Here is a 13,650-nt window from a genome sequence, read left to right on the forward strand (position 1 = left end):
ACGGCAACGGCCGCCGCCGCCAGCGCGTTGTGCACCGAGTAATCCCCGGGCATGGGGAAATCGATGCGCTGGATGAAGCCGCGGCCCACCATCTCGAACTTCACGCCCGAGGCCGAGAGCCGGATGTTGCGGGCGGTGTAATCCGCCGCGTCGTCGCCTGCGGAAAAGGTGATGCGCTCCGGCCCCTGCACCTCGTCCAGCAGGCGGCGGCCGTAGCTGTCGTCCAGGTTCACCACCATGTGCTTCACCTGGCTGAACAGGCTTTTCTTTGCAGCGAAATAGTTTTCAAAGGTCTTGTGATAATCCAGATGATCCTGCGTCAGGTTCGTGAACACGCCCACCTCAAAGGTAAGGCCCCACAGCCGCAGCTGGTCCAGCGCCTGGCTGCTGGCTTCCATTACCGCGAACGTGCAGCCCGCCAGCACCATGCGGCTGAACAGCGCGTTCAGGTCCCACGGCTCGGGCGTGGTATATTTTGCGGGCACGTCCATGGCGTCGATCTCGGTGTGGATGGTGCCAATGAGCCCCGCTTTGCAGCCCGCCTGCTCCAGCGTCTGCTTGATGAGCGTGGTGACGGTGGTTTTTCCGTTGGTGCCCGTGACAGCCACCAGCCGCAGCTTTTCGGCGGGACGGCCGAAAAAATTCTGGCACAGCTGCGCGTATGCCTTGCGGCCGGAGGCCACCTGCACCTCGCCGGGCAGGCCCAGCGGACGCTCGGTGACGATGCACACGGCGCCCGCCTCCAGCGCCTTGCGCGCGTGGTCATGCCCGTCGGTCGTCATGCCCCTGGCGCACACGAACACCGCGCCCGGGCAGGCCCGGCGGGAATCCTGCGTAACGAGCACCGCCTCGCCCTGCGGCAGCGTGCCGGTATACGGCACGCCGCTGAACAATACCTGTAACTCCATGGATGCACTCCCCTTTCGTGCCGCGCCGCGCGGCCCGCCGCCCTGACGCGGCCTGTTAATCCAGAACGGTGGTATCGTGGAACGTCACCTCGATGACAGACCCGATCTCCACCTGCGTATCGGCCGCAATGTCCTGCTCTGTGACCACGATGGTGCTGCCGCCGCCCGTCACGCCCTTTTCGCTGACGTTCAGGCCCAGCGATTTCAGCGTGGCGCACGCCGCGTCGTAGCTCATATCCGTCAGGTTCGGCACCGTGACAAGGTCGCCGCCGCTCTCGGAGCGGTCCTCCGAATACAGAATGATCGTGGACTGGCGCGGCACGATGGTGCCCGCCGCCGGGTACTGATACAGAACGGTATCGCCTGTGGCGCGCTCGATGTCCACATTGAAGCCGGATTCGCGCAGCTTGCCGGCGGCGGCGTTCACACTGGAGCCCACCACGTTGGGCACCGCCGTCTCCACTTTTGCCAGCTCCGCCTCGGTGTACTCCTTGGGCACCCCCAGCGTCTGGAGCGCCTCGTCCAGCACACTTTGCACCACGGGCGCGGCCAGACGGCCGCCGTAATAGGTTCTCTGTTCGTCGTGCGGCGTGTCCAGCATCACCAGCACCGCGATCTGCGGGTCGTCCCCGGGCGCGAAGCCCCAGTAAGAGGAATAATAGGTCTGCTCTTCGTCCGACAGCGCCTGCTTGCGCTGGCTGGTGCCGGATTTGCCGCCCGCCTTATAGCCGGCCACATAGCCCGTCTTGTTGCCGCCGGTCAGCGTCTTGCCATCCGCAGCCGTCATATTTACGCTTCTCGTCAGCAGCTCGCGCATGGTGGCGCTTGTCTCGGCCGAGAGCACCTGCCGCTTCACTTCCGGCTCCACGTTTTCAACGATATTCCCGTCCGCGTCCAGCACCTGCTTTACCACGTGCGGCTGTACCAGATATCCGCCGTTGATGACGGCGCAGGCCGCTGTGATCATCTGGATGGGCGTGGTGGACGTCGTCTGGCCGAAGGCGGAGGAGGCCAGCTCCACGGGCCCCATTCTTTCCAGCGGGACGTACTGTGTCGTTCCCTCGTCGTCCATGTCGACGCCCGTTTTCTCGTAGAAGCCGAAGGCCTGCATATAATTGCAGAACGTCTCCGCCCCCATCATCTGCCCCAGCGTGACATAGTAGGGGTTGCACGAGCCGTCCAGGCCGCCGAAGAAGTCCAGCGTGCCGTGGTTGGTGTGCGCGCACCGCATGGTGCGGCCCGCCACGGTGATGGAGCCCTTGCAGGTGTACGAGGTGTTCAGGTTCGCCGCGCCGGAGTCCAGCGCGGCCGAAGCCGTGATGACCTTGAACACCGAGCCGGGGTAGTACAGGTCGGCCACCGCCTTGTTGCGCCATTGCGCCCACTGCGCGGTATATTTCGCGTCCGCCCGTTCGTTTTCATCCGCAATGGCCGCGATCTGTGCCGCCAGCGCCTCGTCCGCAATGGTGTAAGGGTCCTGCAGGTTGTAGTCCGGCATCGTCGCCATGGCCAGGATCGCCCCCGTGTTCACGTCCATCACGATGCCCACCGCGCGGTTTTCCACATGATACTGGTCCACGGCGTTCTGCAGGTATTTTTCCAATGTGCTCTGGATGCTGGCGTTCAGCGTCAGCACCAGGCCGTTGCCGTCCTCGGCGTCATAGGCCGCCTCGTAGGTGCCGTTTGGCAAATCGTATCCCCAGGCGTTCTTCATGCCCACCACGCGCCCGGCGGTGCCCTTGAGCGTATCGTTGTAATAGCTCTCGATGCCCAGCACGCCGTTGCCGTCCGCGTTCACAAAGCCGATGATCGTTGAGGCCAGCGTCTGGTAGGGATAATAACGCTTCGCGTCCTGCACCAGGCTGATGCCCGCGACAGGAGTATCTTTTCCCTTGTCCGATGCGTTATACTCGGTGATCCAGGCCGTGATGGCGTCCGCCACCGGCTTTTCGATCTGCCGCTTGATGAGCTGATAGTTGCTTTCGCTCTTCTGAAGCTTTTCCAAAATGCTCTGGGCGTCCAGCTCCAGCAGCTCGGCCAGCTTTACGGCAACGTCGTTGATATTCGTGCCGCTTTTGGCCATGTCCCGGGGCGAGGCGACCACCGTCCACACCTTGTTGCTGCGGGCCAGCACCTTCATATCGGAATCGTAGATAACGCCGCGGTTGGGCGTGATGGTCTCGTCCGCAAGCTGCTGGTTTTCGGCGCGGGCGGCCAGTTCGTCGTGCTGCACGATTTGAAGCTGGTACAGGTTGTATACAACGGCCCCAAAGCCCACCAGCACGAACAGCGCGGCCAGCACGATGGCGCGCGTGCGCATGCTGCGGGACACCGCGCTCTTGGGCGCCTTCGCCGTGTCCTGCGGCGGTACGTTCTTTCGATTGTGTTCCGGCTGTTTTTTCATCTCTGCCTCCCGGGATATCGCTGTTGTCAAAGGGCGCGGGCCAGCCGCGCAAACGGTCGAACGCGGGCATAAAAAGAATTATCACCGGCTTTTCCCGCACGAACGGCTCGGCAGAGGAAGAAAGGCGGTGATAATACTTATTGATTCAGGGCGTGAGGTATTCCATAAAGCTGGCCACCGTCTGCGATATCTCGCCCGCCAGGCGGGCCAGCCCGGTGTCCGAGCGCTCCACCTTGTTCTCCTGCCCGGTGGTCACATACGTCACCTGTGAGCGGTCCATCTTTACCATTTTCAGCGTATTCGTTGCATATTCCTGCACCGCCGAAAGGTTTGTTTTCATTTCCATCTCATTGGACAGGTATGTATATTCGCTCTGAAGGTCGGCCAGGGTGTCCTCCTGCGTGCGGATCTGGGCCGAAAGCTCAGTGGACTGCACCTGCGAGTACAGCACGCTGCAAACCAGCGCCAGAAACACGGAAGCGAACGCCACGGCTTTGATCCATTTTAAATTGTACCGCGCCAGCCCCCGCTTTGGCTTTGGCTGCCCGGCCACGCGCAGACGCGGCTTTTGCTCCCGCGGAGCGAACCGCTCAAGGTCGTACGCTGCATTCGTCTGCATGGCGTCCTCTCTCCTTTCTTTTTTGTTTCAAGGCAATACCGTACAATTCTAAGCGTCGAATCGCGCCGGCCGGTTTTTTGGCAGGTTAAACAAAAAGCGCAGCGAATACTTTGTGTATTCGCGAGCATTTTTGTGACGGCTGCCGAAAAATCTGCAAGCGAGGCGACGCTTAAGGCTTCAGCCGTGAATTGTGCGGCGTTGCCTCAAATATGCAATGCGGCCCCGGCCGCGTTACAGCTTTTCCAGTATGCGCAGCTTTGCGCTGCGCGCACGGCGGTTTTCCGCCTGTTCCCCGGCGGCTGCCTCAACGGGCTTTTTGGTAATGAGCTTTGCCCTGGCCTTCCCGCCGCATACGCACACCGGGAACTCCGGCGGGCAGGTGCAGGCCGTGGCCCACTGGCGGAACCGCTGCTTGACGAGCCTGTCCTCCAGGGAATGGAACGTGATGACGCACATGCGCCCGCCCGGCTTCAGTGCGGCAAACAGCACGTCCAGCCCTTCACTCAGTGCGTCCAGCTCACCGTTCACGGCGATGCGCAGCGCCTGGAAAGTGCGGCGCGCGGGGTTTTTGTCCTTGCGGCGCACCGCGGGCGGCAGCGCCGAGGCGACGGCCTGCACCAGCTGCGCCGTCGTTTCAATGGGTGCGGCGGCGCGGGCGCTTTCGATCTTCCCGGCGATCTGCCAGGCATACGGCTCCTCGCCGTATTCCTTGAGGATACGGCACAATTCCGCGCGGGAGGCGGTGTTCACAAGGTCGGCGGCCGTGGGGCCGCTCTGGCTCATGCGCATGTCCAGCGGCGCGTCGCCCTGATACGAAAAGCCGCGCGAGACCTCGTCCAGCTGGTGTGAGGAAACCCCCAGGTCCAGCAGCACGCCGTCCAGCCCGTCCACGCCAAGCTGGGCCAGCGCCCTGTCCGCATAGCGGAAATTGCTCTGCACCACCGTGGCGGGCAGCCCTTCCAGGCGCTGCGACGCGGCGGCCACGGCGTCGGGGTCCTGGTCCAGCGCGATGAGGCGGCCGGTCGTGAGGCGCGCGGCGATCTCTTTTGAATGCCCTGCCCCGCCCGCGGTGCCGTCGAGATAAATGCCGTCCGGCCGGATGGCAAGGCCGTCGATGCATTCCGCGAGGAGGACAGGGATGTGATGAAAACTCATGGCTTAAAACTCCAATTCTTCCATGGCGGCGGCGATGGGCCCGCTGCGCAGGCGCTCGTTCATCTGCTGCCAGGCCTGCGTGTTCCATATCTCGGCATGGCGGCCCACGCCGATGACCGTAACGTCCTTTTCCAGCTTCGCATGCTGGCGCAGGTTGGCGGGCAGCAGGATGCGCCCCTGCTTGTCCGGCGACGCCTCCACGGCGGTGGCGTACAGAAAGCGCTGCACGTCACGGGATTTCACCATGCTTTTTTCGGACAGAAGTGCGGAAATGCGCTCCCATTCGTCTTCCGGAAACGCCACCAGACAGTCGTCCAGCCAGCGGGTGACGATGAAAGTGCCGCCCATGGCCTCGCGGAATTTGGGCGGGAAATTGAGCCTCCCCTTGTCGTCGATGGCATAGCTGTACTCGCCGATCAGCATTTCCAGCCACCACCTTCCCGGCACATGGGGGAGTTCCCCCACTTTTACCCACTTTTACCCACTTCTGTTTCAATTATAAGGGGCGTCCCTGTAAAAATCAACCCTTTTTCTGTGAAAGTTTTCGACGCCGAACCGTTTTTGACCGTGTCGAAACACGTCTCCGGGCGTATCTTCTTTGGGAACCGCAGCGTTTCTCCGCACGGGCGCGCGAAAGACACGTTGGCGGGCGTTTTGCCGGCGTGCAAACGGACAAACGCAAAAAAGGCGGGCACCTGAAAAGGTGCCCGCCCCAGCCTGTCGAAAAAGATAAAAAAACGTTTGCCCGCCCGGACGTACGCCGGGCGGGCAAATACCTCTACCATACAAAAGGCAATTTTGTGTGCGAAGTGCGCGAAATTGCCCTTTTGTGCGCCGGAAAGGAGAACTGAGGGAAACCGGCTGCGCAGCACAAAGCGTCCGGTGACCCTCAGAGGTTAGCGGCAAAACCGCCCGGGACGCTTTTATAAAGGCCGGCTGCGCTTTCGCACAAAGCTCAGTCCTCGTACTCTTCGCTTTCCTCGTAGGATTCGGTGGGCGTGTCTGAATAAACCAGCCCAAAAATCTGTTTGAGGTTGTCCATAAAAGAAGTGATCGAAGTCGTCATAAATTCCACACGCCCTTTCCGCATATTTTCCGTCGGCTGCGCCTTTGGCGCCGCCGTCCACGCTTCAATCCGGGACACTGCTTTTTGTGCCCTCTGCTTAGTATACGACGCAGAGGGCCAAAATGTTGCAGTTTTCAGGAAAAATATTTGTAAATTTAAGGGTTTTGCGGGAAAGAATGGCAAACTGTAATTTTTTTGTAAGAATCCAGCGAAAAAGCCGAATAAATGGAAACAAAGTCAACCTGTTTTTTCGCGCTTACTTCACCAGGCGGCGGGCGTTTTCGGCAATGTTCTCCGCTGTCAAGCCGTAGTCAGCAAACAGCTCCGCGGGCGTGCCGGACTGGCCGAACCGGTCCTCGATGCCCACGCGCGCGAATTTGGCGCCGGACCTGCCCGCCAACACCTCGGCCACCGCGGAGCCCAGCCCGCCGATGACGGAATGCTCCTCGGCCGTCACAACGGCGCCGCATTTTTCAGCCACGGACAAAACCGCATCCTCGTCCAGCGGCTTCACCGTGTGCATGTTCACCACAGTGGCCCGGATGCCCTCCGCCGCCAGCAGGTCAGCGGCCTTCAACGCCTCGGCCACCATCAGGCCCATGGCGATGATGGCCACGTCGCCACCCTCGCGCATGATGTTCGCCTTTCCGGGCACAAAGGGCGTGCTCTCGTCGGTGAAGCATTCGCACACCGGGCGCGCCACGCGGATATACACCGGGCCTTCGATGGCCGCGGCCGCGCGCACGGCCTTGCGCACCTCAACGGCGTCGCAGGGCACAAAGATCGTCATATTGGGCATCACGCGCATCAGGGCGATGTCCTCTATGCTCTGGTGGCTGCCGCCGTCCTCGCCCACGCACAGGCCGGAATGGGAAAAGCCGAACTTCACATTGGCGTTCACATACGCGATGGAATTGCGGATCTGCTCGTAAGCGCGGCCCGCGCCGAACAGCGCGAACGTGCTGATGAAGGGGATCAGCCCCTCGTGGGCAAAGCCCGCGGCCGCGCAGGCCATGTTGGCCTCGGCGATGCCGAAATCAAAAAAGCGGTCCGGATACACCGCGGAAAAGCGGTTCGTCATGGTGGCGTTGGAAAGGTCCGCGTCCAGCACGACGATCTTGTCGTTCTCCGCGCCCAGCTCGGCCAGCGCCTCGCCGTAGGCAATACGCAGGGATTTGCTCTCAGCCATTGTCGGATACCCCCAGTTCTTTCATCGCTTGCTCATACTGCTCCTTGTTCGGCGCCTTGCCGTGCCAGCCCACCTGGTCTTCCATGAAGGACACGCCGTGGCCCTTGTGCGTTTCGCAGCAGACAAACAGCGGCTTGCCCGGGTGCGGCGTGTTCACCGCCTCCACAACGGCGCCGATGTCGTGGCCGTCCACTTTTACGCACGCGAAGCCGAAAGCCTCGTATTTGGCCATCATATCGCCCACGCCCATCACTTCGTCATTGGTGCCGTCGATCTGCAGGCCGTTGTGGTCCAGCAGAACGGTAAGGTTGTCCAGCTTATAGTGGGCGGCGGACATGGCGGCCTCCCACACCAGGCCCTCCTGGCTCTCGCCGTCGCCGGTGATGACGAACACGCGGTGGCTCTCGCCCTTATACTTTGCGGCAAGCGCCATGCCGCCGGCAATGGAAACGCCCTGGCCCAGCGAGCCGGTGTTGGCGTCCACACCCGGGGTCTTGCGCATATCGGGATGGCCCTGCAGATGGCTGTGGAACTTGCGCAGCGTCCAGAGGTCCTCCCGCGGGAAATACCCCTTGTCCGCCAGAACGGCATACAGCGCGGGGCAGGCATGGCCCTTACTGAGCACGAAGCGGTCCCGTTCTTCCCAGCCCGGGTTGGAGGGGTCCACCTTCATTATATTATAATAGAGCGCCATCAGCATCTCCACGCAAGACAGCGAGCCGCCCGGATGGCCGGATTTTGCGAGATACGTCATCTTCACGATGTCGGCCCGCAGCTGCTTTGCTTTTTCCTGTTGCAATGCAAGTTCCATTTTCTGATCCTCCGTTCTTTATTTTCACACGGTTCCGCCTAACAGTTTATCGCGTCACGGCCCATGCCGTCAAGCGGTTGAAGATTTTTTCATGAAATATGCTTTTTCTTCAAAAATACCCTTGACAACTCCGGTCGTCTTATTGTAAAATATCCAAGCAGTGTCCCGATCGTGGCTTACATTTGCGCCCATAGCTCAGGTGGATAGAGCAACTGCCTTCTAAGCAGTGGGCCAGGGGTTCGAGTCCCTTTGGGCGCACCAAATATGGTGGGTGTAGTTCAGTTGGTAGAGCGCCAGATTGTGGTTCTGGTTGTCGTGGGTTCGAGTCCCATCTCCCACCCCATTTAAAATCAGGAACGGCAAATTCGCATGCGGATTTGCCGTTCTGCAATAATGGGCCATCGCCAAGTGGTAAGGCACGGGACTTTGACTCCCGCATTCCGCTGGTTCGAATCCAGCTGGCCCAACCAGCCAAAAGACCGCAAAGAACGTTGATTCTTTGCGGTCTTTTGGCATTGGCGGCTCATACGCCCGCTGCGCCGCCTTCTTGTTTTTTCATCCGCCAAGGCGGCCCGGCTTTTCCAAGGCGCGCCTTGGCGCGCGGCGCCTCCTTGTAAGCACAACCGGCAAAAAATTTTCGCGTCGAAGGCTTTACATTCCCGCAAACAACTGTTATACTGAAACCAGTTCTTATACCATACCAAGAACTGTTATGGTTGCTATGATAAGGTCTTAGCACCGTAAAGCTCTGACGCCTCGCTTTCAGCGGGGCGTCATCTTTTTTGCCCAAAAGACACGGATATTTTTATCCACTGTGCTGATTGACGGCTGCAACGTAATTCGGTCATGATATAAATGGAAGCGTAAAAAGCAGGACCTTTTCATGCAAATGCTGGTGAAAGAGGCGGTAATATGAAAAACACATTGTATGGCATCGGGCTGGACATCGGCGTGGCGTCTGTCGGCTGGGCCGTCGTCGGTTTGAACGGCACGGGCGAACCTGTTGGACTGCACCGTCTGGGTGTACGCATTTTCGACAAGGCCGAGCAGCCCAAGACGGGCGAAAGCCTTGCCGCGCCGCGGCGCATGGCGCGCGGGATGCGCCGCCGTCTGCGCCGCAAGGCGCTGCGCCGTGCGGACGTTTACGCCCTGCTGGAACGCAGCGGCCTTTCCACCCGGGAAGCGCTCGCGCAAATGTTTGAAGCGGGCGGCCTGGAAGACATCTATGCGCTGCGCACGCGCGCGTTGGACGAACCGGTCGGCAAGGCCGAATTTTCGCGCATTTTGCTGCACCTTGCCCAGCGCCGCGGGTTTAAAAGCAACCGCCGAACCGCCTCGGACGGCGAGGATGGGCGGCTTCTGGCCGCTGTGAACGAAAACCGCCGGCGCATGGCCCAGGGCGGCTGGCGCACCGTGGGCGAAATGCTGTACCGGCACGAGGCTTTCGCGCTTCACAAGCGCAATAAGGCTGACGATTACCTTTCCACCGTCGGGCGGGATATGGTGGCAGAGGAGGCCTCCATCCTGTTCGAGCGCCAGCGTGCAATGGGCTGCAGTTGGGCCGCACCGGAGCTGCAGGCGGAATATCTTTCCATTCTTCTGCGCCAGCGTTCGTTTGACGAGGGGCCGGGCGGCAACAGCCCCTACGGAGGCAACCAGGTGGAAAAAATGGTGGGCCGCTGCACATTCGAGCCGGATGAGCCGCGCGCGGCAAAAGCCGCCTATTCGTTTGAATATTTTTCGCTGCTGCAAAAGCTCAACCACATCCGCCTTGCGGAAAACGGCGAAACGCGCCCACTGACGCAGCCGCAGCGGCAACAGCTTCTCTCGCTGGCGCACAAAACCCCGGACATAAGCCTTGCCCGCATTCGCAAGGAGCTGGCGCTCCCGGAAACGGTACAATTCAACGGCGTGCGCTGCCGGGCAAACGAAACGCTTGAAGAGAGCGAAAAAAAGGAAAAGTTCGCCTGCCTGCCCGCATACCACAAAATGCGCAAGGCGCTGGACGGCGTTGTAAAGGGCCGTATTTCCTCCCTAAGCATTTCCCAACGCGACGCGGCCGCCACCGCGCTTTCCCTTTACAAAAACGAGGACACGCTGCGCGCAAAGCTGACGGAGGCCGGTTTCCAAGCACCCGAGATCGACGCGCTGGCGGGCCTTACGGGCTTTTCAAAATTCGGCCACCTTTCACTGAAGGCCTGCAGAAAATTGATCCCGCATCTGGAGCAGGGGCTGACCTACGACCAGGCCTGCAGTGCCGCCGGGTACGATTTCAAGGGCCACGGCGCAGGTGAGCGCGCCTTTACATTGCCTGCCGCCGCCCCGGAAATGGAGCAGATCACAAGCCCTGTGGTACGCCGCGCCGTTGCGCAGACGATCAAAGTGGTGAACGGCATCATCCGCGAGATGGACGCAAGCCCCGCATGGGTGCGCATTGAGCTTGCGCGCGAGCTGAGCAAAACTTTCGGCGAACGGCAGGAGCTGGACCGCTCCATGCGCGAAAACGCCGCGCAGAACGAACGCCTGATGCAGGAGCTGCGCGATACGTTCCACCTGCTCTCCCCCACCGGGCAGGACCTTGTGAAATACCGCCTCTGGAAAGAGCAGGACGGCGTGTGCGCCTATTCGCTCCGGCGGCTGGACGTGGAACGGCTGTTTGAGCCGGGCTATGTGGACGTGGACCACATTGTGCCGTACAGCCTCAGCTTTGACGACCGGCGCAGCAACAAGGTGCTGGTGCTTTCCTCCGAAAACCGGCAAAAGGGCAACCGCCTGCCGCTGCAATACCTGCAGGGCAAACGGCGCGAAGACTTTATCGTCTGGACAAACAGCAGCGTGCGCGACTACCGCAAGCGACAGAACCTTTTGCGCGAAAAGCTCTCCGGGGACGAAGCCGAGGGCTTCCGGCAGCGCAATCTGCAGGACACGCAGCACATGGCGCGCTTTTTGTACAACTACATTTCCGACCATCTTGCATTTGCGCAGTCCGAAGCGCTTGGCAAAAAGCGCGTTTTCGCCGTCAGCGGTGCGGTAACGTCGCATCTGCGCAAGCGCTGGGGGCTTTCCAAGGTGCGCGCGGACGGCGATTTGCACCACGCGCTGGACGCCGCCGTCATCGCCTGCACAACAGACGGCATGATCCGCCGGATCTCCGGCTATTACGGGCACATTGAGGGCGAATATCTTCAGGATGCCGACGGCGCCGGTTCGCAGCACGCCCGCACAAAGGAGCGCTTTCCCGCGCCCTGGCCGCGCTTCCGCGACGAGCTGATCGTACGGCTCTCCGAGCAGCCCGGCGAACCGCTTCTGGACATCAACCCGGAATTTTACTGCGAATATGGCACAGAGCATATCCGCCCGGTGTTTGTTTCCCGCATGCCGCGCCGCAAGGTGACCGGCCCGGGCCACAAGGAAACCATCAAGGGCGCCGCCGCGGCAGACGAAGGCCTCTTGACGGTGCGCAAGGCCCTGACAGAGCTGAAACTGGACAAAGACGGAGAAATCAAAGACTACTATATGCCCTCCAGCGATACGCTGCTGTACGAGGCGCTCAAGGCGCAGCTGCGCCGCTTTGGCGGCGACGGCAAAAAGGCCTTTGCCGAGCCGTTTTACAAGCCGAAAGCGGACGGCACGCCCGGCCCGCTGGTGCGCAAGGTGAAGACAACCGAAAAAGCCACGCTCACCGTGCCTGTGCACGGCGGCGCGGCCAGCAACGACACGATGGTGCGCATCGATGTGTTCCTTGTACCCGGGGACGGCTATTACTGGGTGCCCATATATGTGGCAGACACCCTGAAGCCGGAGCTGCCGAACCGGGCGGTGGTGGCCCATAAGCCATACAGCGAATGGCAGGAAATGCGCGAGGAGGATTTTGTCTTTTCGCTGTACCCCAACGACCTTGTGTATGTGGAGCATAAAAGCGGGCTGAAGTTTACGGTGCAGAATGCGGACAGCACGCTGGAGAAAACGCGGACGCAGGCAAGTGCATTTGTATATTTCGTGAGCGGTGGTATTTCTGGTGGAACTATTACCGTCCGCACACATGACAATTCTTATGGTATCCCAAGCCTTGGGCTCAAAACCCTAAAGTCCCTTTGTAAATATCAAGTAGATGTTCTGGGCAATGTCTTCCCCGTTCACAAGGAAACGCGGCAGAAATTCCGCTGATCCCCTCAAAAAAGGAGGCGGTTATGTCCTACCGATGCGTGATCGTCAGCAACCCCGCACACATCAGCACCCGCAATGAGCAGCTTGTTGTGGAAACCGACCAGCGCCGCACCGTGCCCATCGAGGACATCAGCGCGCTGATGCTGGAAAGCCGCCGCGCCACGCTTTCGGCGGCCGCGCTCTCCGCTTTGGCGCAAAACGGCACGGCTGTGTTCGTGTGCGACGAAAAGCATTTACCCTGCGGCGTGCTGCTGCCATACGCGCAGCACAGCCGCCAGCTTGCCGCGGCACGCGCGCAGCTTTCGCTGACGCTGCCCGCCAAAAAACGCTTCTGGCAGCAGCTCGTCACCGCCAAAATCGACAACCAGGCGGAATGTCTGGCGCTGTGCGGCAAAACACAAGAAGCGGCCTTTTTGCATTCCCGCGCACGCGCCGTGACAAGCGGCGATAAGGACAATCTGGAGGCAGCCGCCGCCGCATATTACTTCCCCGCCCTGTTCGGCACAGGCTTTACCCGCAGCGCCGACGATGGCCGCAACGCCGCGCTCAATTACGGCTATGCCATTCTGCGCGGCTATGCCGCCCGCTGCGCCGCAGTTTACGGGCTTTTGCCGTGGGAGGGGCTGCACCATTGCAGCCAACTGAACCAATACAATCTGGCGGACGACCTTATGGAGCCGTTCCGCCCGGTTGTGGATTTGTATGTAGCCGCCAATGTGGACGAGGAAAGCACGCTCGCCCCCGCGCTCAAGCACGCGCTGTTCGGGCTGATGAACGCTGACATTCTTTCCGGCGGACAGCACCACAGCGTGGCTTACGCCATGGAACGGCTGGTGCAAAGCCTGCGCACCGGCATGGAAAAGGGCGGCGCTTTGGCGCTGCCGAAGCTGCTGGCATGGCAGCCCCACGGCTATGAGTAGATTTATGAGAATGCTTGTATTTTTTGACCTGCCCGTCCAAACAAAAAAGCAGCGGCGGGAAGCCACTGCTTTTCGCAATTTTTTGATAAAAGACGGGTATCACATGCTTCAATACTCGGTTTATGCCCGCGTATGCAACGGCAACGACGCCGTGGCCAAGCACCGGGCGCGGCTGACAGGGCAGCTGCCGGCCAATGGCGCTGTGCGCCTGTTGGTGGTAACGGAAAAACAATATCAATCGATCGAGATATTGCTCGGCCCCTTTTCCCCGGCAGATACATCCTTTGCATGCGAACAGCTTACGCTGTTTTGATTTTCGGGAAGAACAAAAAGCGCTTCAGGCCGCAGCCTGAAGCGCTTTTTGCAACAGTCTTTATACCATACCAAGAACTGTTAGGGAACTACAACTCA

The 13,650-nt window shown here is 60.5% G+C and carries 10 protein-coding genes and 3 tRNA genes; 6 read left to right on the forward strand and 7 right to left on the reverse strand.

Going from position 1 to position 13,650, the window contains the following annotated elements:
* The 7 genes from IIY41_RS00850 to IIY41_RS00880 form a co-directional block, all read right to left on the reverse strand.
* On the reverse strand, nucleotides 1-908 hold a 908-nt coding region (locus IIY41_RS00850), incomplete at its 3' end, for a Mur ligase family protein (protein WP_287399202.1).
* A gap of 55 nt (nucleotides 909-963) precedes the next feature.
* Nucleotides 964-3,312 (reverse strand): penicillin-binding transpeptidase domain-containing protein, encoded by a 2,349-nt coding sequence (locus IIY41_RS00855; protein ID WP_287399204.1) that lies wholly within the window; start codon nucleotides 3,310-3,312, stop codon nucleotides 964-966.
* A gap of 145 nt (nucleotides 3,313-3,457) precedes the next feature.
* Nucleotides 3,458-3,931, reverse strand: a complete 474-nt coding sequence (locus IIY41_RS00860; RefSeq protein ID WP_009324335.1) for a cell division protein FtsL — start codon at nucleotides 3,929-3,931, stop codon at nucleotides 3,458-3,460.
* A 231-nt stretch (nucleotides 3,932-4,162) separates the two neighbouring features.
* On the reverse strand, nucleotides 4,163-5,086 hold the full coding sequence (gene rsmH, locus IIY41_RS00865) for a 16S rRNA (cytosine(1402)-N(4))-methyltransferase RsmH (RefSeq protein WP_009324334.1): 924 nt from the start codon (nucleotides 5,084-5,086) through the stop codon (nucleotides 4,163-4,165).
* A gap of 3 nt (nucleotides 5,087-5,089) precedes the next feature.
* Nucleotides 5,090-5,533, reverse strand: coding sequence for a division/cell wall cluster transcriptional repressor MraZ (gene mraZ / locus IIY41_RS00870; RefSeq protein WP_242853528.1), 444 nt, complete (start codon nucleotides 5,531-5,533; stop codon nucleotides 5,090-5,092).
* Between the two features lie 875 nt (nucleotides 5,534-6,408).
* The gene (locus IIY41_RS00875; RefSeq protein ID WP_009324330.1) at nucleotides 6,409-7,341 is read right to left on the reverse strand and encodes a transketolase family protein; all 933 of its coding nucleotides are present in this window, start codon (nucleotides 7,339-7,341) and stop codon (nucleotides 6,409-6,411) included.
* Nucleotides 7,334-8,152: a transketolase gene (locus tag IIY41_RS00880; RefSeq protein WP_009324329.1), complete on the reverse strand. Its 819-nt coding sequence runs from the start codon at nucleotides 8,150-8,152 to the stop codon at nucleotides 7,334-7,336. The genes IIY41_RS00875 and IIY41_RS00880 overlap by 8 nt, the downstream gene beginning before the upstream one ends.
* Nucleotides 8,153-8,336: 184 nt before the next feature.
* On the opposite strand from IIY41_RS00880, the gene IIY41_RS00885 reads away from it, so the two are divergent.
* From IIY41_RS00885 to cas2, 6 genes are all read left to right on the forward strand, one after another.
* Nucleotides 8,337-8,413, forward strand: a tRNA-Arg gene (locus IIY41_RS00885).
* Between the two features lie 6 nt (nucleotides 8,414-8,419).
* Nucleotides 8,420-8,495, forward strand: a tRNA-His gene (locus IIY41_RS00890).
* A gap of 51 nt (nucleotides 8,496-8,546) precedes the next feature.
* A tRNA-Gln gene (locus IIY41_RS00895) sits at nucleotides 8,547-8,622 on the forward strand.
* Nucleotides 8,623-9,064: 442 nt separating this feature from the next.
* Nucleotides 9,065-12,319: a type II CRISPR RNA-guided endonuclease Cas9 gene (gene cas9, locus IIY41_RS00900; protein ID WP_287399213.1), complete on the forward strand. Its 3,255-nt coding sequence runs from the start codon at nucleotides 9,065-9,067 to the stop codon at nucleotides 12,317-12,319.
* 23 nt (nucleotides 12,320-12,342) lie between these two features.
* Nucleotides 12,343-13,239, forward strand: coding sequence for a type II CRISPR-associated endonuclease Cas1 (gene cas1, locus IIY41_RS00905; RefSeq protein ID WP_154523211.1), 897 nt, complete (start codon nucleotides 12,343-12,345; stop codon nucleotides 13,237-13,239).
* 10 nt (nucleotides 13,240-13,249) lie between these two features.
* On the forward strand, nucleotides 13,250-13,552 hold the full coding sequence (gene cas2, locus IIY41_RS00910) for a CRISPR-associated endonuclease Cas2 (RefSeq protein WP_347879750.1): 303 nt from the start codon (nucleotides 13,250-13,252) through the stop codon (nucleotides 13,550-13,552).
* Nucleotides 13,553-13,650 lie beyond the last annotated feature (98 nt).

The sequence above is a fragment of the Ruthenibacterium sp. genome (genome assembly GCF_017421385.1).
GTDB lineage: Bacteria > Bacillota > Clostridia > Oscillospirales > Ruminococcaceae > Ruthenibacterium > Ruthenibacterium lactatiformans.

Bases quoted from the DNA above. Each gene is read 5' to 3' on its own strand.
- IIY41_RS00855 (WP_287399204.1), bottom strand. From the start codon at position 3,312: ATGAAAAAACAGCCGGAACACAATCGAAAGAACGTACCGCCGCAGGAC.
- IIY41_RS00875 (WP_009324330.1), bottom strand. From the start codon at position 7,341: ATGGCTGAGAGCAAATCCCTGCGTATTGCCTACGGCGAGGCGCTGGCC.
- cas2 (WP_347879750.1), top strand. From the start codon at position 13,250: ATGCTTGTATTTTTTGACCTGCCCGTCCAAACAAAAAAGCAGCGGCGG.
- rsmH (WP_009324334.1), bottom strand. From the start codon at position 5,086: ATGAGTTTTCATCACATCCCTGTCCTCCTCGCGGAATGCATCGACGGC.
- IIY41_RS00860 (WP_009324335.1), bottom strand. From the start codon at position 3,931: ATGCAGACGAATGCAGCGTACGACCTTGAGCGGTTCGCTCCGCGGGAG.
- cas9 (WP_287399213.1), top strand. From the start codon at position 9,065: ATGAAAAACACATTGTATGGCATCGGGCTGGACATCGGCGTGGCGTCT.
- IIY41_RS00880 (WP_009324329.1), bottom strand. From the start codon at position 8,152: ATGGAACTTGCATTGCAACAGGAAAAAGCAAAGCAGCTGCGGGCCGAC.
- cas1 (WP_154523211.1), top strand. From the start codon at position 12,343: ATGTCCTACCGATGCGTGATCGTCAGCAACCCCGCACACATCAGCACC.